This window comes from Streptomyces sp. NH27 (genome assembly GCF_056859195.1).
The window spans coordinates 1-2,261 of record NZ_JACEGK010000799.1 but is presented as its reverse complement, the minus strand read 5'-3'; the positions used below and the strand labels follow the sequence as shown (position 1 = coordinate 2,261).

The window sequence follows — 2,261 nt, the reverse complement described above, 5'->3', positions numbered from 1 at the left end:
GTCCGTGCCGTGCCGTAACATCCCGGGCGAGCCACCCGGATACGATCCCAGTCGCACATCCCCCCGGGGACGGAACCCACAAGGCATGAGCGAGTGACCCTGTTTCCCGTACGTACGGTCCCGACGCCCGCCGTGCCCGCGAGCCGGACGCCGCGGGAGGGGCCGGGCAGGGCGTGGGCGCCGGCGCCTGGGCGGAGCCGGCGCGGCCGGGGTTTACGGGGCGCGTCGCGTCCGCTGCTGGCCCTGGCGGTCATCTTCGTGCTGCTGGCGACCACCGGGTGGACGGCCACGCTGTCGCCGCGCACGGCGAAGGACGCGATGGCCGCCGCGCTCGCCGCGTGGGCGCACGGCACCGTCGGCGCCAGGAGGCTGCCCGGTCCGGATGCGCCGGCCGGTGCCGTCGCCCGCTTCTTCGCGTCGCTGACCGGCCCCCAACGGCTCGGCCTGGCCCGGCGCTACCCCCTGGTGGTCGGCAACCTCGACGGCGTCGACCCGGCCCTGCGCTACAGCGCCAACCGGCTCGCGCTGACCCGGCAGCGGGCCGCCGCGCTCGCCGACGAGCACAGCGACCAGCTCACCCCGGTCGGCCGCGCCGCCATGACCGACCTCGCCGACCGCTACGGGTCCCTGCTCGCCGGCCACCGGCAGATCCTCGCCTTCGACCCGACCGGCGCCGGCCGCGTCGCCGAGGTGCTCGGCGATCTGCGCACCGCGACCCGTATCGCGCTGGTCGTGCCGGGCGTCGACACCGACCTGGCCGCCTTCGAGCGCGACGACGCCAAGAGGTTCACCACCACTGACGGCATGGCCCGCGCGCTGTACGGCGCCGAGCGGCTCGACCGGCCGGACGCCCGTACCGCGGTGATCGCCTGGGCGGACTACACCGCCCCGCACGGTATCGGCCTGGAAGCCTCCACCGGCACCCTCGCCGCCCGCGGCGCGGTCCGGCTGGAGTCCCTCCTCGCCGCGCTCCCCCGCCGCCGCGACGTGGCGCTGTTCTGCCATTCCTACGGCTCGGTGCTGTGCGGGCTGGCCGCGCCGCACCTGCCGCCCGGCCGGGTCCGCGACATCGCCGTCATGGGCAGCCCGGGCATGCGCGCCCGGGATGTCGGCGCCCTGCACACCACCGCGCACGTCTGGGCGGCGCGGGACTCCGGGGACTGGATCGGCGATGTGCCGCACCTGGAGTTCGCCGGGCTCGGCCACGGCCCCGACCCGGTCTCCGGCGGCTTCGGCGCCCGGGTGGTCAGTGCCGCCGGCGCCGACGGCCACGCCGGCTACTTCGTGCCCGGCACCACGAGTCTCGCCAACTTCGCGGACATCGCGCTCGGCGACTACTCGGAGATCATCTGCCCCACCAGAACCACCTGCACCAGTGGTCTTGCCTGAATCGCGGGCAGCCCGAAAAAGCCGTCCCCCTTTCGATGACGCGCGTAGCGGGTAAGGGGCACAGTCGGCCGGGGCACCCATAAGCTGGGCCTTATGGGTGAAATGCTGGCCGGGAGCAACGCCGTATGGGAATTCGAACCCGACGCCGTGGTGATCCGGTACAGCAGAGGCGTACGGGGCTCCCGGCTACTCCAGGCGCTCGGTGAGCGGCGGGTGCCGCACGAGGCCCTGGAGGACGTCGAGGTGGCGCCCGGCCGCCGCGGCACCCTGGTGCTGCGCGCGACCCCCCACCCCGGCGTCGACCCGCTCATCGAGGTCGCCGGCGGCCAGTTGCGGGCGAGCGCCGACCCCTACCGGCTGGTGCTGCCCGAGCAGAGCGCCGCGCTCGCCGAGGCCGCCCGCGACGACCTGCTGGCCGCCATCCGCACCGCCGCGGTCACCGCGGACCCGCCCGGCGGGCGCTTCCTCGTGCCGGCCCCCACGGTGCCGCGCTCCTTCAAGGCGTACGACGCGAAGGCCACGTTCGACGGCCACACGGTCGGCTTCCACTGGTTCCGCACCGGCGCCTCCACCGCGAAGTGGAACTCCGGCGACCAGACGTTCCCCGTCGAGGAGTTGTGCGGTGTCGACTGGCGCTCGCCCGAGCAGGTCAAGGGCCACCTGCGGCTGCGCCTGCGCGACCAGGCCGTGCCGCTGCCCGCCGTCGACCACGACCACGACGACGACCACGACCACGACCCGGCGAACGACCCGGCGAGCGTGATCTTCGGTCTCGGCTACGGCTCGGTCCACGAGTCGCTGCCCTTCGCGGCGGCGGTGCTGGCCGCGATCCGCACCACCCGCGTCAGGCCGTAACCCCCGCCGCCCCGCCC

Annotated in this window: 2 protein-coding genes; both read left to right on the top strand. The window is 75.1% G+C overall.

What is annotated here, in order from left to right; genetic code table 11:
• The first annotated feature begins 258 nt into the window (after positions 1-258).
• Entirely contained in the window at positions 259-1,389 is a 1,131-nt protein-coding gene (locus tag AC13HU_RS35970; protein ID WP_483046198.1) for an alpha/beta hydrolase, read from the top strand.
• 93 nt (positions 1,390-1,482) lie between these two features.
• On the top strand, positions 1,483-2,244 hold the full coding sequence (locus tag AC13HU_RS35965) for a DUF4429 domain-containing protein (RefSeq protein WP_483046197.1): 762 nt from the start codon (positions 1,483-1,485) through the stop codon (positions 2,242-2,244).
• Positions 2,245-2,261 lie beyond the last annotated feature (17 nt).